We start from the raw sequence: 19,206 nt of genomic DNA, 5'->3' as shown, positions 1-19,206 counted from the left end.
CATATCATTATTGCAGTGTGTTTTATTAAAGAAGAGGCCTTCCGTGCTGACGGAGGGCCTCGTCTTTTGTAGGCGGGGGTGCTGTATTTGTTGATCTGGCGGGTAGGGGCGCGCGCCCGTCTGCACGAATCTGATTGCGCAGGGCATGTCTGCGCCTTGCGGCGCGGACTAGACGGATGATGCAGAAAGAGTGGTCGGCCACACTGAGCGCGCGCTGCGCATGGCTTCTGGCAGCATTTCAATCAGTTCGCCAATCTGGGTGCCGGGATTGGGCGCGCAGAGTTGCGCCAGCAGGCGCGCCATGCGGGCCGCCGCCGTGCAGGCTTCGTCCATTGCCGCGCCTCCGCACAAAAAAGCCGTTGCAAGCCCGGTCACAAGATCGCCTGTGCCGCCAATGCATTCCATGGCCGGAACAGAGGGCGCGTCCACCGTGGCGATCACGCGGCCATCCACGACAATGTAGTCTTTTGATCCCTTGATAATCAGATTTTTCGGGCAGTTGCCATGCTCAAGAGCGCGTTGCAAAAGCGGCGGCACGTCATCCTCCCGCGCCAGCAGAAAACCGCGCGTATAAAAGGGGTGGGGGGCTTTTTCATCTGCCAGAAAGGCCAGTTCGCCCAGATCAGGGGTAAAAAGGTCGTAGGCATCGGCATAGCCGCTCATTTTTGCCACATACATAAAGCCCGCGTCTGCCACCATCACTGGCGGCACGGCAAGGGCCTGCGTGGCCATGAGCACCCGGTTGTGCCAATCCTGATCAGGGAAAAGATAGTGAAAGGTCAGCCCCGCAGGGGAGAGGCCCGCCAGATTCTGCTCCAGCCATGCGTAAATGGCGCGGCTGCCCGCGCCGGAACCCGGGTCGCCCGCGAGCAACAGACGCGGCGGCGCAATGCCCAGCTCCCGGCAGGCAAGAATGGCTGTGGCGGCAAGGGCCGCAGTCCCCCGCTGCACGGGCACGGCCTGACCATCGGGCAGGTGGAGCAAACCGCCAGCAACCGTGCTTTCGCCCTCAAGGCCAGCAGGGCAGAGGGCAAAATCAGGGTCGGGCAGGGTTCCTGCTATGCACCACATGCGACTTGCCTCCGCAGTTCTTCAAAGGCCTTTTGCAGGCTGTAACAGCAGAGGGTCTGCCCCATGGTCAGGGGGTCCGGGGCTTCATCAAGGCGCAGGCCGCACAGCCGGTGCGCCACCCACGGCACATCGGGGCAGCCGCCGCCTGAAATATTCACAATGCGTCCGTCAGCAGCATCAAGGGTAATTTTCATATTGGCGGCGCGTACCATCAGCCAGCGGTCATCCAGATGTTTTATCTGAAACAGGGACACAGGCTCCAGCAGCACATCGTGGGCGCTGACCACCTGACTGGGCGCAAGCCCTTCCCGTTCCAGAACATCCAGAACGCGCGCCTGGCTCACCAGCTCAAAAACCACCACCATGTCGCAACCTGTGCGCAGTTCCGGCGGCGGCCCCTTTACTTCCACATCCAGCCCGGCCTTGCGCAGCAGGCGCTCGGCGCGGATGACCTCGCCAGTGTGGTCAAAAACCAGCAAGCCCCTATCGTTGCAGCCGCGTTTGCCGCCGCTGCCAGAATCCATATCCGAACCTTTGCCGCCGGGAGAAAACAGGCCGCGCAGTTTTTGCGCAAAGCCATGCAGCAGGCTGGTCTGAGAACTGTTCTGCGTCATGATTTCCCCTGAAAATTCTGGCTCGCTGGATCCGCTACAGCACTCATGACGAGAACTGAGGAATGGCAGATTTCAGCCATCACGGGCTGATATGGGCGACAGTGGCGGCTCGGGAGTTTTTGCTCACCCGCGCCGCCAGTCCCCCAATCCGAACGCTAATCCTTGCGGATGTCTATGCGCGTTATGCCTTCGCCTTCTTCAGTCGTGCTGACGGCAAATCCCCGGTTGCGGGCAGCGCGGCTGACATTTTCAAGGCTGGCGTCGTTATCCACCAATACGCTGAAAGGGCCGTGTTCATCGGCTTTGGCAGCAGTAAGAAACATGAGTACGGGCTGCGGGCAGGAAAGCCCCCGGGTGTCGATGGTGGTAGACATTACGCGCCTCTCTTGCAGTTGAAAAATCCGATGCACAGGCAGATGGCAAGACCGGCAAGGGTGGCTGCCATGCCGTGAGGGCCGACCCCTGCGGGGCTGGAGGCCAAGCCGAAGTTATGGGCAACAGCGGTGCCAACGATCAGGCCAACGGCAAAAACGGCGGCATCGTTGTCGCCTTCGCCAGCCATAAAGAGCTGACGGCCAGGGCAGCCGCCCGCAAGGGCAAAGGCCAGACCGGCAGTAGCCATGCCGAGGAAGTTCCAGAGATTGTCTGGCTGGGCGATGGGCTGGTTTTCAAAGCCGGGCTTGAACGCGCCAAAGTACAGGTTCAGAACAAGGGCCGCACCCAGCATGGCCAGAAAGCCCAGCGCCAGATGCCATTGCTTGAACAGCATCACGTCGCGCAGGGCCCCCATGGTGCAGAAGCGGCTGCGCTGGGCCAGAAAGCCCACGATCAGGCCCACGCCAATGGAGAGTATAAAGGGTGCATGCTGCGCGCCGGGACCTTTGACGGAATAGAAAAGCACACCGCTCTGCGGCTGTTCTGCCACCTGCGGATTGAGCAGATACAGGGCCACGAAGGAAAGCATGATGCCGGGCAGCACCAGACCGGAAATTTTACTCTGGCCCTGGCTGCGCCCCAGCGAAAAGCCCATGCGAAAAAATATGGTGCCAATGCCCACGCCGCAGATCAGGCCCGCAAGGCCAAAGAGCGCAAAGGCGTCGCCGCCCGCAAGGCGCAGGATAACGCGCCAGGGGCAACCCAGAAAGACCAGCGCGCCAATACCCGCTATGCCCCCAAGCAAAAAGCGGGTGATGGGGGCCGAGCCGCCACGTGGCTTGTACTCGCCAAAGGCCAGCGCCGCGCCAAATGCGCCCAGCACCATACCCATGATTTCGGGCCGCAGATATTGCACGACGGCAGCACGGTGAAAGCCCAAAGCGCCCGCGATATCACGGTTAAAGCAGACCACGCAGATGCCCATGTTGCCGGGATTGCCCATTTGCTGGAGCAACACGGCAAGCACGCCGAACACAAGCCCGGTGGCAATGATGCCTGTTGTGGTGGAGAAAAAATTGAAGCCTGATTTCATGAAATCCTCCTTTTAGGGCCACAGGCCCGTGGCGAAGCCGATGTATGAAACGGCAGCGCGAACGGAGGATTTGTCGGGTCAGTGGTGCAGGGTAGGGAAACCATGCGCCAGCCGCAAACCGGACCGCCGTTCGCGTAAGCTCCACAACGTGAAGCTCCTTGCTGTGCGTCAGGTTTTGCGCTTGGGCATGGTTTCCTCTGTTCTGTATCTGCTGCCGCAGCCCGGTGGGGAGCGGCACGTCAGCGTGGTGAATGAATTTCTGTTCCTGTGCTCTGTCTAGGGTCTGTTAACGCTCTGGCAATGCTTTTTTCTGGGATGGGCATTTCGCAAGGCCGTGTCAGCCTTTTCGCGTCTGCTTTACGATGCGGTGGTCAGATTTACGCTGTCTTCACCATCGCGCTCGGCCAGCATGACATCCACGTGTTCCTGCCTGCTGGTATTGATGACGCGGCCCACATAGTCCGCATGGATGGGCAGTTCGCGGTGACCACGGTCGATGAGGGCCAGCAGTTCCACGCAGCGCGGGCGGCCGTAGTCGAGCAGGGCCTCGAGAGCGGCGCGGATGGTGCGCCCGGTGTAGAGCACATCGTCAATCAGAATGATAACCTTTTCGTCCACGCTTTCGGTAATGCGGGACTGCCCGATGCTGGGCTTGCCCACAAGGCTTGTCCAGTCATCGCGGTACAGATTGATATCTAGGGTTCCCAGGGGCATGACGCGGTCAAGCCGCGCCTGCAGCAGGGCGGCTATACGCCGGGCCAGGTCTGCGCCGCGCCGTTCAATGCCCACCAGCATTACATCCTGGCACGCAGCGTGGCGTTCGAGTATCTGCGAGGCGAGGCGTTCAAGTACGCGCGCCATTTCGTCTTTTTCCAGTAGCCGGGTCGTGGACATGGTTCCTCCAAAGGTGGATATGCCCGTCATTCTAGCCGTTTTCGCCTTTAAAGAAAAGCCCTGCGGCAATTGACAAGCCCCACGCATGACCTTAGTTAGTAAAACACTCGAATCATGGAGGACGTATGATCGAATTGACCGACAGCGCCCGTAAGGAACTGGATTCGTTCTTTACCGGCAAGAAAAAGGATCCCATCCGGGTCTACATGACCGCAGGTTGAGGCGGCCCGCGCCTTGCCCTGGCTCTGGATGAGCCTAACGACCAGGATCAAACCGAGGAACAGGCCGGCTACACCTTCTGCATCAACAGTGCCCTTCTGTCAGAAGTGCAGGGTGTAAAAATTGATTTAACCTACATGGGCTTTGCGGTTGAACCCGCAGTGCCCTTCGCTTCCGAAGGCAACAGCGGTGGTTGCAGCAGCTGCTCAAGCGGCTGCGGCAGCAACGCGTAAGGCGGGGTGGTTTCCCGCTGGCCGGACGAAGCAGGCCAGCCTGTTTTTCGTTACTCTACCATATAATATACATATCGAGCGTATCGAAAAACATCGGAGGAACCATGCTTGAACTGACCGAAAGCGCCCAGAAGGAACTGGCGGCCTTTTTTGAAGGTAAGGAAAAAAGCACCATTCGCGTTTACCTCGCCCCCGGCGGGTGCAGCGGGCCGCATCTGGCCCTTGCCCTGGACGCCGCGACGGATGAAGATATGAGCGAAGATCAGGGCGGATTCACCTTCTGCATCAACAAGGAGCTTCTTGCTCAGGTTGAAGGCGTGAAGATTGATCTCTCCTACGCGGGCTTCACAGTTGAACCCACGGTGCCCCTGCCCCAGACGGGCGGTGGTTGCAGCAGCTGCGGCGGCGGCTGCGGCCACTAGAAGCAAATGACTTGCAAACCGGACGGCAGCAAAAAACTGTCGTCCGGTTTGACCATGTTGACAAAGTCAGCATGGTCGGAAATCAGGAGCAGGCTGCGGCTTTGCCGCGCCGTTAAGCGACAGATTTCCGTGTATTTCCGCCCGGCGGCTTTGCCGACGGTGGCGGCGCAAAACCCGTGAACGGGTTTTGTCATCAGTACAGTGCGGCAGCAGAAAGCTGCTGTCCGGTTTATCGTCGGGGCGGCGCAGGCTGCCCCTTGTGCTGTTATATAACCCCCCACAGGTTCATGGACACTTTCGGCGCATTGCTCTCAAGCAACGACAGGCAGATATATCTGGAACGTAGCGGCATGGTCACGCGCTGCCGCCTTGCCTGCGAGGCTCTGGACAAAGGGCGCAGCGTGGCCCTTGTGGCCCGCACCCGCGAAGAATTTCACGCGGCCCGCTCCCTTGTGGCCCTTTTTTCTCCCGAAATTTCTCTGGCGGATCCGGCAGTTGTGCGCCCTGCGTGGCAGTGGCCCTGCCTGGGGCTGCCTGCCCTGAGCCAATGGCAGGACAAACCCTCATGGGCTGCCCGGCTTGCCGCGCTGTATTCTCTCACCCTTGGCAAGCCGCGTGTGCTGGTGGTCAGTGTTGAAAGCCTGCTGCTGCGCTACATGCCGGTCAATTTTTTCCACACGCGCACGCTGGAGCTTGGCAAGGGCAGCGATTACGCCCCCGAGCTGCTGCTGGAGCAGGCGGTGGAGTGGGGGTACGAGCGCGTTGCCATGGTCACGCGCCCCGGCGAAATGGCCCGGCGCGGCGACATCCTTGATCTGTACCCCTCTGGCTATGCCCGACCTGTAAGGCTGGAATTTTTTGGCGACACGCTGGAGGAAATGCGCTTTTTTGACGCGGAGACCCAACGCTCCTTGCAGGGCTGCGATGAACTGACCCTTCTGCCTGTTAGCCCGCTGGCCTTTGATGCGCGCGAGACAGAGGCTACTCGCAAGCGCTTTGACCGCATGTTTGCCGAAGGCCGCATTGGCGAAAACGACTGTTATTCCTTTAAAAAATCACTGGATGCTGGCGGCGTGGGCCTACTGCCCGGTTGCGCCGTGGAAGCTCCCAGCCTGCTGGAAGACTGGCTGCCGCAGGACTGCCTGTGGCTGCTGCCCGGCGAGGCCGACAGTGCCGAGGCCCTGCGGGATGGCCGCCTTGCCCTCAAGGAACGTCTGGAGGCCGAGGACGCGCCCTTGCCCCAACCGGCGGCGCTGGCCCTGCGCAAAAGCTCGCAGCCCGCGCCGTGGAACGTCTTTCAGCGCGTGTACGCCGAACCTCTGGTCATGGGGGTGGAAGAACGCGGTCTGGATTTTGCGGAAAGAACCCTGCATTCCTTCAGCGATCTTTTTCCTCTTGCTGGCGCGCAGGATCGCCCATGGCAGCATCTGGCCGCCGCTCTCAAAGAATGGCAGGGCGCGCGCAGACAGGTGGTGCTGAGTTTTTCTTCCGGTAGAAGCCGCGCAAAGTTTCTGAAACTGGCGGAACAGGATGGCATTCTCCCCGCGCAGCGTTACGCGCCAGATCAGCGCGGCCTTTTCGCCCTTGTTTCACCCTTCCGTCAGGGCGCGGATCTGGCGTGGGACAACTCCCTGGTTCTGGGCGAGGATATCCTGTACCCCAAGGCGGAAAAAACACCCCGCGTTTCTTCGCGCGTCTTCAAGGGGCTGGATTCCTTTGACGATCTCAAGGCTGGCGATCTGCTGGTGCACCGCGATTACGGCATTGGCCGTTTTGCCGGTCTGCATCACATGGACGTCAACGCCGTTGCCAACGATTTTCTGCTCATCGAATACTCCGGGCGCGACAAGCTCTATGTGCCTGCCGACCGCATGGGGCTTATCCAGCGGTTCAAGGGTTCGGAAGGTGTAGAGCCCGCTCTGGACCGGCTGGGCGGCACGGGCTGGACTTCGGGCAAGGAGAAGGCCCGCAAGGCTATTGAAAAGATCGCCGCCGACCTTGTGGAAATGTATGCCTACCGCAAGGTGACCAAGGGCTTCCGCTATGACCCTCCGGGCGAGCTGTACCACGAATTTGAGGCGACCTTTGGTTTTGAGGAAACGCCCGATCAGGCCAAGGCCATTCAGGACGTGCTGGACGACATGGACAAATCCCAGCCCATGGACAGGCTCGTGTGCGGCGACGTGGGCTTCGGCAAGACGGAAGTTGCCCTGCGCGCAGCCTTCCGCGCCGCTTCCGAGGGGCGGCAGGTGGTGCTGCTTTGCCCCACCACGGTGCTTGCCGAACAGCATTATCAGACCTTTCGCGCGCGTCTGGCGGGCTTTCCCGTCAATGTGGGGCTGCTCAGCCGTTTTGTGACGCGCCCAAGGCAAAAGGAAGTGCTCAAGGCTGCCGCCACCGGGCAGGTGGACATTCTCATCGGCACCCACCGCGTGCTTTCAAGCGACGTCAAACTGCCCAATCTTGCCTTGCTGATTCTGGACGAAGAACAGCGTTTTGGCGTGCGCCACAAGGAAAAACTCAAGGCCCTCAAAAAGAACGTGGATGTGCTCACCCTGACGGCCACGCCCATTCCGCGCACTTTGCAGCTTTCCATGTCCGGCATACGTGAGCTTTCCATCATTGAAACCGCGCCGCAGGATCGCAAGCCTGTGGCTTCGGCCGTGCTGCGGCGGGATGATTCCGTGCTGCGCAAGGTGCTTGAGCGGGAGATTGAGCGCGAAGGGCAGGTGTTCTGGGTTTACAACCGCGTGCAGGGGCTGGAGCGGGTGGCCGAATACGTGCGCACCCTTGTGCCCAAGGCCCGGGTGGGCATGGCGCACGGGCAGATGTCTGAAACCGAGCTTGAAGATACCATGCACAAATTCTGGCATGGCGAGCTTGATGTGCTGGTATGCACCTCCATTGTTGAATCCGGGCTGGATTTTCCCCGCGCCAATACACTGGTGGTGGATCAGGCCCAGATGTTCGGCCTTGGGCAGCTCTACCAGCTGCGGGGCCGCGTGGGCCGCAGCGACAGGCAGGCCTACGCCTTTTTTGTGGTGCCGGATGCGGAGCGCCTTACCTCCATTGCGGAGGAACGCCTGCGCATCATCATGGATATGGATTACCTGGGGGCCGGTTTTCAGGTCGCCATGGAAGACCTGCGCCTGCGCGGCGCGGGCAATATCCTCGGCGAAGTGCAGTCGGGCCACATGTGCCGCGTGGGCCTTGACCTGTACCTTGAAATGCTTGAGGAGGCCGTTGGCCGCCTCAAGGGCACGCCAGAGGCGCAGACCGTGGAAACGGAACTTACTTTGGGCTTGCCTGCGCATATTCCCGCATCGTACATTGAGGACGGGCGCGAAAGACTGCGCTGCTACAAAACGCTCACATCCGCCACTGGCGGCGCTGCGCGTGAAGAAGCGGCCCTCGGCATACGCGACAGGTTTGGCCCTTTCCCCGAAGAACTGCGCAATTTTCTTGCCGTGCTGGACTTCAAGCAGTTCCTCACCGAGTTGCAGGTGCAAAAGGCCGATGTGCACATCAACCATGTGCGGCTTGTCTGGCCGGACGGGCAGACCGCCGTGCAGCCCGAGCGCATTGTAGCCCTTACGGCTTCCATGAAGGACGCGCGCATGCTGCCGCCTGCGGGGCTGCACCTGCCGATGCCGTCTGGTGTTTCGTTCCCCGAGGGGCTGGACAGGTTGCGTACCGCCCTTGAGGGTATCCGTGTTAAAGCCGGGGCATAGGTGCTGGTTTGCGGCTGTGTCTGTTTTTCAGGTCATAAAACTGGTCTGAATATATGGGAAAAATGGTGGACGGATTCATGCAGCCCCTCATAGCTTTGGCGCGTTTTTTCCAGATCGGCGCTCGGTCTGCCCGGCTGGCCCGCCCACTAGGCGTGGCGCTGGCCTGTTGTTTTTGCCTGTTGCTGGCGGCCTGTTTTGAAACCCGCCTCCCCGACGGCGTGGTGGCTACCGTCAACGGCGAGCCCATCAGCCTGCGCAGATTGCAGACCCTGCTCGACAGCCGTTCTCCCTCCCTTGGGGCCATGCGCACTCCTTCACTGGAAAATATGCGGCGCGAATACGGCGAAGGGCTGGGCACACTGATCATTTACGCTCTGGTGCGGCAGGATTTGCAGCGGCTCCAGATGTCGGTCAGCCCTGCCATGCTGGAAACAGCCGTGGCAGAAGTAAGGAATGATTACGGCGGCGCTGACGGGCTGGAAAAATATCTGGCCGAAGAATCAATTGACTCTTCAGAATGGCGGGCTTTGCTGCTTGACCATCTTTCCATGCTCACATTTGAAAAGCGGGTTCTTGCAGCGGGCATCCGTGTTTCTCTGCCCGAACTGCGCGACTACTACCAGACCCACGAAGACGATTTTCAGATGCCGGAAACCCTGCGCGTGTGCCTGATTTCTGGCGAATCGCGCAAGGACGTGGAAGGCTTTTGCGCTGTGTTTCCCGGTGGCATAAATGAAGCGCGCGGCAAAGTGCAGCTCCAGTGCCAGAATGTGCGGCCAACCGATCTGCCCCAGGGATGGCGCAAGGCCGCTGCCGGTCTGAAGCCGGGCCAGTGCGCGCCCGCGCGGCTGGAGGAAGGCCTGTGGCGCAGCCTTGGCCTGATTGAAAGCCGCCCGCCAGCGCACATCAGTCTGGCGGAGGCCTATCCGCTGGTGGAAGGCATCCTGCGGGAGCAGAAGATGTCCGAGGCTTTTGAGCGCTGGCTTGAAAAGGCTCTGGCCGATTCTGTCATCATGGTGGGCAAGGAGCTTGTCCCCGATCTGCTAGCGCCCCCGGCGGCCCACTCTGGCGGGCAGAGCAGCGATGCCCCGGCCGTGCCGGATGTTTCTGGCGCTACGGAGGACATTAAGGCGCCGCCCCCAGGCAAGGATGATGTTTACGAGGGCGATGTGCTTGAAGGTTCCCACGATCCCAAGGCCAATGGAGCATTGGAAAATCAGGGGCATAATCCCGAAGCGGCCCCTGCTTCAAAAGCCTCGGGCGACCAGCAGCGCAAGCGCGACAACGGTGGCTCCGCGCGGCGGCGTTGAGGATTTGCATGCAACACGCCCCGGCTGCTGGCTGCCTGATGGCTGCACTTGCGGCAGTTGCATTGCATGTTGCGCTGGATTGGGATATAATTTTACAGATAAAGCGCGGAATTTTTGCGCGCAAGCAGGGAGTTTAACGTGAGAAAAACGCTTATTTTGGCGCTGGTTATCTGTTTTATGACCGCTTTTGGCGCTCAGGCCGCACAGATCAACAAGGTGGCGGCCGTGGTGAACGGTCAGGTTATCACCATGTTCGATCTGCAGAAAAACGCTGTTCCTGATCTTATGCGGGCGCGTATCAATCCCAACGATCCCGCACAGGCCAAGGCCGTGGACGCCGTGCTGCGCAAGGCGCTGGACGGCATGATCATGGACATTCTGGTTGCGCAGGAAGCCAAGCGTCTCAAGGTTTCCATTTCTTCTTCTGAAATTGACAGCGAAATCACCAAGATCATGAAGGGGAACAACCTCACCAAGAAGCAGTTTGAAGAACGCCTGGCCCAGCAAAAGACCAGTGTCAGCGAACTGCGTGGAAATATTGAAAAAGGCTTGATTCGTCAGCGTGTTATGGCAATGGAAGTGGGCCGCCGGGTTGTTGTGACCCCGGATGAAATCAAGGCCTACTATGATGCGCACAAGGACACCATGTACGACCGCTCAGGCCTGCACATGGCCCTTCTGGTGTATCATCCCAATGCCAACGCTGCGGCTTTGGCTGCGCAGATCAAGTCTGGCGCGGTTTCGTTTGAGGAAGTGGTGCGCAAGTATTCCATCGCTCCCAACAAGGAAAACGGCGGCGACATGGGCGCAGTGGAGTGGGACAAGCTCAACCCCGAGTGGGAGGCCCGCCTCACCAGCATGAAACCCGGCGATGTAACGGATATTTTCGAGCTTCAGGGCCGCAAGGCGCAGGTGCGCCTGTACCGTCCTGGCGGCGGCGAAATCAAGATGCTCACCTTTGAGCAGGCCAAGCCGATGATCGACGGCATCCTGCGCCAGCCCAAGGCTATGGAGCGTTTTGAGGACTACACCAACCAGCTTCGCAGCCGGGCCGTTATTGATATCAGAATGTAGCGGGGCCGCCACGGGTGGTTCCGGCTTTTTGCTGGCAACCGCCGCCCCCGCGGGGCGGCAAGACCATTATCGAGGCTTTTCATGACCTTAGTGGAATTGGGCGCTGCTTTGCGCGTTGAGCGCGAAAAGCGGGGTCTGGACATGGAAGATGCGGCAAACAGGCTGAAAATCAGCGCCCGTCTTCTGCGCGCTTTGGAGGAAGGGGACGAGACGTCCTTGCCCCCACTGGCGTACACCAAGGGGTTCATCCGTTCATACGCGTCCTATGTTGGCCTTTCGGCTGAGGAAGTCAGCGAGGCGCTTGGCGCGCTTGAAGCCGCTTCCGAGCCTGTTGCACCGCAAAATGTTTATGAGCCCGAAATGGTTCTCACCCCGCGGCGTAACCTCAAGCCCATTTTGGCCGGGCTTTTTATGGTGTGCGTGGTTGCTGTGGTGCTGGTTGCCTGGCAGCAGGGCGTGTTTGATTTTTTGAGTCGGCAGACGCGCCGTCTGGCGCAGCCCGCCCCCTTGCAGAGCGCCGAGTCTGTTGACCCCGGCAATCTGGCCAGTCGGCCTTCTGCCCCGGCTGCTCCCGTTCAGGGGCAGGCCCCGGCCCAGACGTCTGCCCAGGCCCAAGCTCCGGCGGTTGCCAGCCAACCGCAAGGCTCTGTTGCTCCTGCACAGGGACAGGCTCCGGCCCAAACGCCTGGCCAAAGCTCTGGCCAAACTTCTGCACAGGCTTCGGTTCAGCCGACAGGTCAGGCTGCCCAGCCTGCTGCCCCTGGTTTGCCTCCGGTGCGCGGCACGGCCGCAAATGTGCCCGCTGCGGGGACGCCTGTTTCAACGGCTCCGGCGACTCCGGCGGCCTCCGCCGCTGCGTCTTCTGCCGCTTCGCAGGGCAGCGATGTGCCAGTAGGCGCTCACAAGCTTATCATTACCGCCACAGAAGAATGCTGGGTACATTCCAGCGCCGACAAGACCGACACCCGCCAGTTTTCGCTGCATAAGGGCGATACCTTTGCCCTTACGTTCAGTAAGAGCCTGGAATTGAAGCTCGGCAACGCTGGCGGCGTGCGCCTGCGGTATGACGGTGAAGAACTGCCTCCGGCGGGGCAGAGCGGCCAGGTGCGCAATCTGGTGTTTCCCCCTGCGGACAGGCCATGACCGAATGGGCAGATCACGCGCTTGTGCTGCGAATCGGGCACTTTCGCGAGGCAGATCTGTGGCTGAAAATGCTTTGTCGCAAACACGGCCTGCTGACGCTGTTCGCCTTTGGCGGCAGCCGCAGCAGGCGTCGTTTTTGCGGCTGCCTGGATGTACTCAACAGCCTGCATTGCAGGGTAAAAGCCTCGGGGCGCGGCAGCTTTCTCAATCTTGAGGAAGCCGTGCTGCTGGGTGGGCCGCAAAGCTTGCGCGGAAACTGGCGGCGCATGGGGCTGGCGGCCAACTGCCTGCGGTTTGTGGAAGCGCTTGGCGTTAACGACGAAGGCGCGGACGAGGCCTTTCTGCTGGTTGAAGATTTGCGCAAGACGCTTGAAGAAGCGGAAAACGTGCCTTCGCTGCTGCCCCAGTTTTTCCGCCTGCGGTTTGCTGGCGTTTTGGGTTTTGCGCCCGATCTGGGCCGATGCGGCACCTGCGGCGCAACCATAACCGGCCCCGCGCAATTTGTGGTTGACGAGGCCCAGTTGCGCTGCCCCTCGTGCCGCGCGACAGCAGGGCCAGCGAGGTATGGCGTGGAACTGGGCGCGTCCGGGCTTGACCTTTTGCGTCATGTGCAGCAAGAATTTCCCTCCGGCTGGCATGCGGAAGAACTGCCTGCGGCAGATCGGCGCGCCTGCGCCAAGGTTATTGACGGTTTTGTGCAATATCACCTGGGTCTCTCGTGGGAAGGGGGCTACTTTCGCCACGTGTGACCGTGTTTGCACCGAAATTTTCGATTCGGTTTGGGATGGTTTGGGGCGGCGATTATTGAACAGCCGCGCGTATGCGTCTGAAAAAGGCTACGAACAAAGGACAGCGCATGTATTTTCAGGATGTCATTTTAACTTTGCAGAACTACTGGGCCAACCAGGGTTGCGTCATCGAACAGCCTTCGGGTGTGGAATGCGGTGCCGGTACGTTCAACCCCAACACGTTTTTGAGGGTTATTGGGCCGGAACCGTGGAGCGTGGCCTATGTGGAACCCTCCCGCCGTCCTACGGACGGCCGCTACGGCGAAAATCCCAACCGCCTGCAACGGTATTTCCAGTTTCAGGTGATCATGAAGCCCTCGCCGGACAACGTGCAGGATCTGTATCTGCAAAGCCTCAAGGCGCTGGGCATCAATCCCGCGCAGCACGACATCCGTTTTGTGGAAGACGACTGGGAATCCCCCACCCTGGGCGCCTGGGGCCTTGGCTGGGAAGTGTGGCTCAATGGTATGGAAGTGAGCCAGTTCACCTATTTTCAGCAGGTGGGCGGCATTGACCTTTCGCCCATCAGCGTGGAACTGACCTACGGCCTTGAGCGCCTTACCATGTACTTGCAGGGCGTTGAATCCGTGTATGATCTGGCCTGGAACAAAAACGTCACCTACGGTCACATCTACCACCAGAATGAAGTGGAGCAGTCACGCCACAACTTTGAGGCCAGCAATCCTGAAATGCTGTTGCGGCATTTCAGCGATTTTGAAGGTCAGTGCAAAGCCCTGCTGGAGCAGGGGTTGCCTTGGCCTGCCTATGATTACTGCCTCAAGTGCTCGCATACATTCAACCTTCTGGACGCCAGAGGAGCCATCTCCATCACGGAACGCACCGGCTATATCGGCAGGGTGCGCGCCTTGGCGGCTGGAGTGGCGCGACTGTACGCAGCCCAGCGTGAAGAACTGGGCTATCCCATGCTCAAAAAGGATGCGAGGTAAGCCGTGGCGACCTTTGTGCTTGAAATCGGCAGCGAAGAGTTGCCTTCCCGTTTTCTGGCCCCCGAAGAAGGGGAGCTGGCCTCCCGTTTTAGCGGCGCTCTGGACGAGGCCGGGCTTGAATACGGCGCGCTGCGCGTCATGAGCACGCCCCGGCGCGCGGTGGTGATTGTTGAAAATCTCAACCCTGTGCAGGTGGAGAGGGAAGAGGTGGTCTCCGGCCCGCCCGTGCGCGTGGCCTATGACGCCGAAGGCAAGCCCACCAAGGCCCTTGAGGGTTTTGTGCGCACCAATGCCTGCGCTCTTGAAGACGTTTTTCGTGTGGAAACGGACAAGGGCGAATACGTGGCCGTGCGCAAACGCACCGGCGGCGCGCCCGCAGCCGGCTTGCTTGCTGATATCTGCCCCTCGGTGATTACCGCGCTTTCGTTCCAGAAACGCATGCGCTGGGGTGCATATTCGCTGGCCTATGCCCGTCCGCTGCGCTGGATACTGGCGTTGCTTGACGATGAAGTGGTGCCCTTTTCCGTTGGCCCCATGACCTCTGGTCGTGAGACCTGCGGGCACCGCATCCACGGCGCTGGCCCCTTTGCTGTGGCGCATGCCAATGAATTTATGGCCACCCTCGCCGGACCCTGCGCCATTACCATTGATCCTGCCCAACGCCGCAATGTCATCATTGAGGGCGGCAATGCCCAGGCGGCTGCCGCTGGTGGCAAGGTGCTGTGGAAAGACAGCCTGCTGGACGAAGTGCAGGGCCTTGCCGAGCACCCGGTGCCGCTGCTGGCCGATTTTGATCCCGCCTATCTTGAGGTGCCGCGCGAAGTGCTGCTTACTAGCATGGAAAGCCACCAGAAGAGCTTTGGTATTGAAGGAGCCAACGGCGAACTGCTGCCGCATTTTCTCACCGTGCTGAACCTCACCCCCGAGGACATGGGCGTGGTCAAGCGCGGCTGGGAACGCGTGCTGCGTGCCCGGCTTGAAGACGCCCGCTTTTTCTGGCAGGCCGACCTGCGCGATACCTTTGATCACTGGCTGCAAAAGCTGGATACGGTCATCTTTATCGGCGGGCTTGGCAGCATGGGCGACAAAACCCGCAGGCTTGAAGCTCTGTGCCGCTGGCTTGCCGAAAGCTGCGCGCCCGAGCTTGCTGACGATGCCGCGCGCGCCGGACGCCTTTCAAAGGCGGATCTGGTGAGCGGCCTTGTGGGCGAGTTTGATACCCTTCAGGGTATCATGGGCGGCATCTATGCAGGCCGCAAAGGCGAGAGCAAGGCCGTGGCCGAAGCTCTGGGCGAACAGTATCTGCCCGCCGGGCCGGATTCTCCGCTGCCCAAGAGCCTTGCTGGCGCGCTGCTCTCTATGGCGGACAAGGCCGACACCCTCGCGGGTTGCTTCGGCCTCGGCATGATCCCCACTGGCGCTGCCGACCCCAACGGCCTGCGGCGCTGTGCGCTGGGCATCATCCGCATCATGCTCGATTTCGGTCTTGCGGTTGACGTGCGGCAGTTCTTTGCCAAGGCGCAACAGCTTTATGGCGATCGCCAGTGGAAGCTTGCCCCGCACGATGCCCTGGACAAGCTCATGGAATTTTTTGCGGCGCGTTTGCGCAACTATTTCATGAGTCAGGGACAGGACACGCTGCTGGTGGATGCGGCCCTTGGCGCGGGCGCAGAAGACGTGAAGGACTGCGGCGCTCGTCTTGCTGCGCTGGCGGCCTTTAGTCAGACGGCGGACTACGAACCTGCGGTGCAGACCTTCAAGCGCGTTGCCAATATCCTGCGCAAGCAGGGTCAGGCCGAGGAACTTTCTGACCACTGGGATCCTGCCTTGCTGCGTGAAGACGCGGAAAAGGCGCTGGCATCCACGCTGGAAGAAATGCTGCCCCGCCTTGATGCCCTGTGGGCCGCTCACGATCATGCCGCGGCACTGGCCTGCCTGAGCGCGGTGCGCCCCGCTGTGGACGCCTTTTTTGCTGGTGTGATGGTTATGTGCGATGATGCGGATCTGCGCCGCAACAGGTTGAGCATGCTGCGCGGCCTTGGCTCGCGGTTTGCGCGTCTGGCCGATTTTTCGGCCTTGCAGATGTAGGTTGTTCAATGGTTTTACCGGGGGAGAGGGGAGCTTTTGACGGTTCCCCTCTCCCTCAAACAAGAAAATATTAGATAAAAAGACACGATTGCTTGACAGCTAATCGTGCCAGTGGTAAGAACCCTTCTTCGCGACAACGCGCTAACTTTTGTTTTCATGGCTTGCGCGGGCAAGCCCAACATATGTGGAGGATTCAAAGTGGCCAACCATAAGTCAGCCCTCAAGCGTCACAAGCAGAGCTTGCAGCGGGCAGGCCGCAATCGCGCCGCCCGTACCCGCGTGAAGAATGCCATCAAGCAGGTTCGCGCCGCCATCCAGAACAACGAACAGGGCCAGGCCAGCGAAGCTCTGTCCAGCGCCACTTCCGTGCTCGCCAAGGCTGCCGGTAAGGGTGCCCTGCACTGGAAGAAGGCCGCACGCAAGATTTCGCGTCTGGCTCATGCCGTTAACGGCATCAGCGCCCAGTAGTTTTCTTTATTGGTTTGAGGCGTGCTTGCCCAAGGGGCAAGCACATTCCCTTACGGGAAGTTGCAGATAATAATTTTTAACAAGTTCACAGGCTTTTCAAAAACTATTTTGAAAAAAAGCTTGACGGCGACTGTGACTTGCGTTAGTTTCCTCTTCGTTGAACGCGCTCGTAGCTCAGCTGGATAGAGCAACAGGCTACGAACCTGTAGGTCAGGAGTTCGAATCTCTTCGGGCGCACCAGTAAATTCAAGCCCTTACGGTAAATCACCGTAAGGGCTTTTTTGCGTCTTGCTCACTTTTGACCACATTTTAGCCACAAACGCTACAGGTCTGATCCCTGTAGGTGCGTGACGATTGACCCTCCCCCCGAAAAGTATGCCATTGAAAAGTTAGTGTTCCTGACAGAGGAGCACAAGAATGAAAAGTAGCAGATTCACCGAAGAACAGATTATTGGAATCTTGCGGCAAGCCGAGGCTGGAGTTCGCGTTGTCGATCTATGCCGTCAGCATGGCATCTCGGATGCGACCTTTTACAAGTGACGCAGCAAGTTCGGTGGAATGAACATCTCTGACGCAAAGCGATTACGCCAGTTGGAGGAAGAAAACGCACGGCTGAAAAGACTTGTAGGCGAGCAGGCACTTGATATTGTCGTCCTGAAGGACGTGATCTCAAAAAATTTTTGAAGTCCGCAGCCAACAGGGATGCCGTGCATCACATTCAGGCTGCGCATGGCTACTCCGAGCAGCGGGCTTGCCGAGTGATTCAGTTTAACCGCAGTTCAGCCAGGCGATCACCATCTGAAGACCGTGATCTTCTTTTGCGGACTCGGATGCTGGAACTGGCAGGAAGATCGGCGGCGTTTCGGTTCTCCGCCCCTGCATGAGTTATTGCGCCGGGAAGGGCTGGTGCAGAACCACAAGCGGACAGAAAGGATTTACCAGGAAGAAAACCTTTCGTTGCGTATCCGCAAACGCGTGAAGCGTCCAAGCCATGCCCGTATTGTCCAGGCTGGCCCTGCTGGCCCGGATGAACAATGGGCGATGGATTTTGTGAGCGATTCCCTTATGGGTGGGCGGCGCATCCGGATTTTGACAATTGCCGATCTATGGGATCGTTCAAGCCCCGCGCTCGAAGTGGATATGAATTGCCTGGAGTGCGGGTAGTGAGAATTCTTGAAAGACTACGCCTTCAAGGTCGGCTGCCGCAACGTATCAAGGTTGATAACGGGCCAGAAGTTAGCGGTAATGCCCTGGATACATGGGCTTTTGAACACGGCGTGCAGATAGAGTTCACTCGTCCAGGGAAACCCACAGATAATGGACACATTGAAAGCTTTAACAGAAAATTCCGAGATGAGTGCTTAAATCAGAACGTGTTTCTGTCCCTGCACAATGCCCGCAGAACAGTCGAAGCCTGCGGCAGGATACAAACCAGCGGCGACCGCACAGTTCCTTAGGCTGGCTGACACCAGAAGAATTTCGGGCAAAGAATTATAACCTGCAACCCATTGAGAATCACTAACTTACAAGTGGTATACGCAGTGGGGTAAGGTCAAACAGGCAGGCAAGCCCCTAAAATACTTAGAGACTGGTTTCAGTTCTATAACGAGTAGCTCCCGCATACAGCTTTTGACGGCCGTCGGCTAATTGAAGTATACTATGAAAGAATCCAACCCTAAAGGCGGCATAAGACAAACCGGGCTAGAGCTTAACAACGTCGCCAACCTGTCCAAAAACCGGACCACCTCAGAGTCTACCTATTACACCGGATGGTATAACTATGATCCATCGTTCAAAACTCACAGGCATCACCCTTTTCGTTTCATGCTTGCTGGTCATCTTGGGGTGGATACACACTTCTATCACTTTGGCCAAAGATATTGTGCCGGTTGGTGAAAAAATTGCTGTAGATGCCAAGGGACATGACATCTATCAGATAAACGCTAACGGGATCAAAATAGGATATAAGTTGATAGGTACAGGCGAGCCGCTGCTGTTGATTACAGGACTAGGGGCAACCATGGAGAGGTGGGAACCAGAATTTATCGAAGAAGCATCAAAAAAATATCAATTGATCCTCATGGACAACAGGGGAATGGGGTATACTACGGATAATGGTCAACAATTTACTTATCGTCTCTTTGCCCAAGACGTTATTGGCCTGATGGATTCACTTGAAGTCAAAAAAACAAATGTACTTGGATATTCTCAGTCTAGTGTGACCACGCAGAATTTACTTCTTTACTATTCCGAGCGCTTCAATAAAGCCATAATCCATGCCACTTCAATCGATGGAAAAGCCGTTGCCACAGCTTTAAAGCACATGGCTTTACCTGACAATCCTACGATAAAGAAACAGCTTCAGGCAGCCATTGCGTGGAAGACTCCTTTGGAAAAAATGTCGCTGATTAAAAATCCAGTCATGCTGCTGGTTGGAACGGCGGATACTGTTGTGGGAACGAAGAGCTCGAAAATTCTTGCCAGTTTGATACCTGGAGCTTGGTTAGTTCAGTTCAAAGGTGGATCGCACCATTTGCAATATGAAGCCCCATCCGCCTTCACCCAGATTGTCTTGACCTTCTTGGCAATGGACGAGACGGTTCCTGCCAAGCAAAATCCATAAAGTGGGGCAAGGTCATTTTAGCCACTCTTTAGCCCCAGAATTTGATTTAAGTTGAATAAAATTGATGCAAGTTGATACAACTACAGGTGGGAAAAATTAATTTTTGCAGCTTG

The 19,206-nt window shown here is 58.5% G+C and carries 18 protein-coding genes, 1 tRNA gene and 1 pseudogene; 14 read left to right on the top strand and 6 right to left on the bottom strand.

Going from position 1 to position 19,206, the window contains the following annotated elements; genetic code table 11:
- Window positions 1–168 precede the first annotated feature (168 nt).
- The 4 genes from NE637_RS07690 to yedE all read right to left on the bottom strand — a co-directional run bounded on the left by NE637_RS07690 (window position 169) and on the right by yedE (window position 3,153).
- Entirely contained in the window at window positions 169–1,071 is a 903-nt protein-coding gene (locus NE637_RS07690) for an NAD(P)H-hydrate dehydratase (RefSeq protein ID WP_227118201.1), read from the bottom strand.
- Window positions 1,059–1,595, bottom strand: a complete 537-nt coding sequence (locus NE637_RS07685; RefSeq protein ID WP_227118251.1) for a putative Se/S carrier protein — start codon at window positions 1,593–1,595, stop codon at window positions 1,059–1,061. Before NE637_RS07685 ends, NE637_RS07690 begins: the two co-directional genes overlap by 13 nt.
- A 245-nt stretch (window positions 1,596–1,840) precedes the next feature.
- On the bottom strand, window positions 1,841–2,059 hold the full coding sequence (locus NE637_RS07680) for a sulfurtransferase TusA family protein (protein ID WP_192112990.1): 219 nt from the start codon (window positions 2,057–2,059) through the stop codon (window positions 1,841–1,843).
- Window positions 2,059–3,153, bottom strand: a complete 1,095-nt coding sequence (yedE, locus tag NE637_RS07675) for a YedE family putative selenium transporter (protein WP_227118200.1) — start codon at window positions 3,151–3,153, stop codon at window positions 2,059–2,061. The genes NE637_RS07680 and yedE overlap by 1 nt, the downstream gene beginning before the upstream one ends.
- 148 nt (window positions 3,154–3,301) lie before the next feature.
- On the opposite strand from yedE, the gene NE637_RS07670 reads away from it, so the two are divergent.
- A complete protein-coding gene (locus tag NE637_RS07670; RefSeq protein WP_256185949.1) occupies window positions 3,302–3,433 on the top strand; it encodes a hypothetical protein in 132 nt (43 codons plus the stop codon).
- Window positions 3,434–3,510: 77 nt separating this feature from the next.
- Here NE637_RS07670 and pyrR read toward each other — a convergent pair whose 3' ends face one another.
- A complete protein-coding gene (gene pyrR, locus NE637_RS07665; protein WP_192112992.1) occupies window positions 3,511–4,047 on the bottom strand; it encodes a bifunctional pyr operon transcriptional regulator/uracil phosphoribosyltransferase PyrR in 537 nt (178 codons plus the stop codon).
- 125 nt (window positions 4,048–4,172) lie between these two features.
- Here pyrR and NE637_RS07660 point away from each other — a divergent pair, with 125 nt between their 5' ends.
- Together NE637_RS07660 and NE637_RS07655 are read left to right on the top strand one after the other, a co-directional pair.
- Window positions 4,173–4,499 carry an IscA/HesB family protein gene (locus NE637_RS07660; protein WP_227118199.1) on the top strand — a complete coding sequence of 109 codons (327 nt, stop codon included), beginning with the start codon at window positions 4,173–4,175 and terminating at the stop codon, window positions 4,497–4,499.
- Window positions 4,500–4,603: 104 nt separating this feature from the next.
- The gene (locus NE637_RS07655; RefSeq protein ID WP_215647804.1) at window positions 4,604–4,921 is read left to right on the top strand and encodes an IscA/HesB family protein; all 318 of its coding nucleotides are present in this window, start codon (window positions 4,604–4,606) and stop codon (window positions 4,919–4,921) included.
- On the opposite strand, the gene NE637_RS07650 is transcribed toward NE637_RS07655, so the two are convergent.
- Entirely contained in the window at window positions 4,918–5,115 is a 198-nt protein-coding gene (locus NE637_RS07650) for a hypothetical protein (protein ID WP_192112995.1), read from the bottom strand. The genes NE637_RS07655 and NE637_RS07650 overlap by 4 nt on opposite strands.
- Before the next feature lie 93 nt (window positions 5,116–5,208).
- Between NE637_RS07650 and mfd the strand changes: the two genes are divergently transcribed.
- The 11 genes and pseudogenes from mfd to NE637_RS07595 all read left to right on the top strand — a co-directional run bounded on the left by mfd (window position 5,209) and on the right by NE637_RS07595 (window position 19,093).
- The gene (mfd, locus tag NE637_RS07645; protein ID WP_227118198.1) at window positions 5,209–8,652 is read left to right on the top strand and encodes a transcription-repair coupling factor; all 3,444 of its coding nucleotides are present in this window, start codon (window positions 5,209–5,211) and stop codon (window positions 8,650–8,652) included.
- A 77-nt stretch (window positions 8,653–8,729) separates the two neighbouring features.
- Window positions 8,730–9,962, top strand: coding sequence for a peptidylprolyl isomerase (locus NE637_RS07640; RefSeq protein WP_227118197.1), 1,233 nt, complete (start codon window positions 8,730–8,732; stop codon window positions 9,960–9,962).
- A gap of 114 nt (window positions 9,963–10,076) precedes the next feature.
- A complete protein-coding gene (locus tag NE637_RS07635) occupies window positions 10,077–11,036 on the top strand; it encodes a SurA N-terminal domain-containing protein (RefSeq protein WP_192112998.1) in 960 nt (319 codons plus the stop codon).
- Window positions 11,037–11,117: 81 nt separating this feature from the next.
- Entirely contained in the window at window positions 11,118–12,179 is a 1,062-nt protein-coding gene (locus NE637_RS07630) for a helix-turn-helix domain-containing protein (RefSeq protein ID WP_192112999.1), read from the top strand.
- On the top strand, window positions 12,176–12,928 hold the full coding sequence (recO, locus tag NE637_RS07625; RefSeq protein ID WP_192113000.1) for a DNA repair protein RecO: 753 nt from the start codon (window positions 12,176–12,178) through the stop codon (window positions 12,926–12,928). Before NE637_RS07630 ends, recO begins: the two co-directional genes overlap by 4 nt.
- A gap of 107 nt (window positions 12,929–13,035) precedes the next feature.
- Complete coding sequence (glyQ, locus tag NE637_RS07620; protein ID WP_192113001.1) at window positions 13,036–13,914, top strand: glycine--tRNA ligase subunit alpha; 879 nt, start codon at window positions 13,036–13,038, stop codon at window positions 13,912–13,914.
- A gap of 3 nt (window positions 13,915–13,917) precedes the next feature.
- Complete coding sequence (glyS, locus tag NE637_RS07615) at window positions 13,918–16,002, top strand: glycine--tRNA ligase subunit beta (RefSeq protein WP_227118196.1); 2,085 nt, start codon at window positions 13,918–13,920, stop codon at window positions 16,000–16,002.
- Between the two features lie 198 nt (window positions 16,003–16,200).
- Window positions 16,201–16,470 (top strand): 30S ribosomal protein S20, encoded by a 270-nt coding sequence (rpsT, locus tag NE637_RS07610; RefSeq protein WP_192113003.1) that lies wholly within the window; start codon window positions 16,201–16,203, stop codon window positions 16,468–16,470.
- A 163-nt stretch (window positions 16,471–16,633) separates the two neighbouring features.
- Window positions 16,634–16,710: transfer RNA gene (locus NE637_RS07605), tRNA-Arg, on the top strand.
- Window positions 16,711–16,887: 177 nt separating this feature from the next.
- Window positions 16,888–17,992: pseudogene (locus NE637_RS07600) on the top strand (IS3 family transposase).
- 258 nt (window positions 17,993–18,250) lie between these two features.
- Window positions 18,251–19,093, top strand: coding sequence for an alpha/beta fold hydrolase (locus NE637_RS07595; RefSeq protein WP_192113007.1), 843 nt, complete (start codon window positions 18,251–18,253; stop codon window positions 19,091–19,093).
- Window positions 19,094–19,206 lie beyond the last annotated feature (113 nt).

It is taken from the genome of Desulfovibrio desulfuricans, from assembly GCF_024460775.1.
Classification (GTDB): domain Bacteria; phylum Desulfobacterota; class Desulfovibrionia; order Desulfovibrionales; family Desulfovibrionaceae; genus Desulfovibrio; species Desulfovibrio desulfuricans_E.
Note: the sequence above shows the minus strand (reverse complement) of the source record. Positions and strands in the feature narration are given on the sequence as shown.

Bases quoted from the DNA above. Each gene is read 5' to 3' on its own strand.
- NE637_RS07690 (WP_227118201.1), bottom strand. From the start codon at position 1,071: ATGTGGTGCATAGCAGGAACCCTGCCCGACCCTGATTTTGCCCTCTGC.
- NE637_RS07685 (WP_227118251.1), bottom strand. From the start codon at position 1,595: ATGGATTCTGGCAGCGGCGGCAAACGCGGCTGCAACGATAGGGGCTTG.
- NE637_RS07680 (WP_192112990.1), bottom strand. From the start codon at position 2,059: ATGTCTACCACCATCGACACCCGGGGGCTTTCCTGCCCGCAGCCCGTA.
- yedE (WP_227118200.1), bottom strand. From the start codon at position 3,153: ATGAAATCAGGCTTCAATTTTTTCTCCACCACAACAGGCATCATTGCC.
- pyrR (WP_192112992.1), bottom strand. From the start codon at position 4,047: ATGTCCACGACCCGGCTACTGGAAAAAGACGAAATGGCGCGCGTACTT.
- NE637_RS07655 (WP_215647804.1), top strand. From the start codon at position 4,604: ATGCTTGAACTGACCGAAAGCGCCCAGAAGGAACTGGCGGCCTTTTTT.
- NE637_RS07650 (WP_192112995.1), bottom strand. From the start codon at position 5,115: ATGACAAAACCCGTTCACGGGTTTTGCGCCGCCACCGTCGGCAAAGCC.
- mfd (WP_227118198.1), top strand. From the start codon at position 5,209: ATGGACACTTTCGGCGCATTGCTCTCAAGCAACGACAGGCAGATATAT.
- NE637_RS07640 (WP_227118197.1), top strand. From the start codon at position 8,730: ATGCAGCCCCTCATAGCTTTGGCGCGTTTTTTCCAGATCGGCGCTCGG.
- NE637_RS07630 (WP_192112999.1), top strand. From the start codon at position 11,118: ATGACCTTAGTGGAATTGGGCGCTGCTTTGCGCGTTGAGCGCGAAAAG.
- recO (WP_192113000.1), top strand. From the start codon at position 12,176: ATGACCGAATGGGCAGATCACGCGCTTGTGCTGCGAATCGGGCACTTT.
- glyQ (WP_192113001.1), top strand. From the start codon at position 13,036: ATGTATTTTCAGGATGTCATTTTAACTTTGCAGAACTACTGGGCCAAC.
- NE637_RS07595 (WP_192113007.1), top strand. From the start codon at position 18,251: ATGATCCATCGTTCAAAACTCACAGGCATCACCCTTTTCGTTTCATGC.